The sequence below is a fragment of the Vibrio sp. 2130-1 genome (genome assembly GCF_033339515.1).
Map to the genome: position 1 here is coordinate 1 of NZ_JAWOUT010000224.1, position 740 is coordinate 740.

1 protein-coding gene is annotated in these 740 nt (G+C 46.4%); it reads right to left on the bottom strand.

Going from position 1 to position 740, the window contains the following annotated elements:
- A partial coding sequence (locus R7Q09_RS25335; RefSeq protein WP_318143843.1) for a class I adenylate cyclase occupies window positions 1-740 on the bottom strand: 740 nt, incomplete at both ends.

Consider the following 740-nt stretch of genomic DNA (forward strand, 5'->3'; position numbering starts at 1 on the left):
ACCCATCATTGCGATAAGGAATGATGTAAGCGTTACCCTCTTCAGGATGAATGATCTGATAGTACTGCGGTAAGTTGAAGTTAATAAACTTAGACGCCACGCGGCTGTCGTCTTTAACCGAAGTGTAGAAGCTGTTGACCGAGGCGATCATCTCATCTTTTGAGCCACTGAACTGGTGATACACTTCCACTTGGTTCGACTCATCCAATACATAGATGTTGAAACCATCTTCGTTATCTTCAAAGAAGAATTGCACCAAACCTTCACTGGCAAAACCATCCACCGCTTCTGGTAATTGGTATTCTTGCTCACGGTCGAGCATTAACAACGGCGAGCCTTTAAGCTTGTTGGTAGAAATGCTGCGGTAGAAATCGATGGAGTTTTCTAACTTCTGCACCGACACACCACGGCGTTCAAAGAACAATCCGTAGGTTTGGTTACCAAGACGCATCGCTTTAAAGCGGCGGCGTTTTTCTTGCTCCACCGGCTTCAAACGCAAGTCGATGCATTCCGCAAGAAGCTGATACACCATATTACGCATCACTCCACGCATGTTTTTCGCGTAGCAGAACACATCAACCGATTCTGGTGGCAACGCATCTTGGTGCATTTTGCCCAAAATGGTTTTTAGCGCATCCAACATCGCCGTTTCGCCTTTGAAATGCAGTGTACGCACTTCATGCCAGGAGTTGCGGTAAACCAAATCGACACTGCCGACTAAGTTTTTATGTTCCGGACCA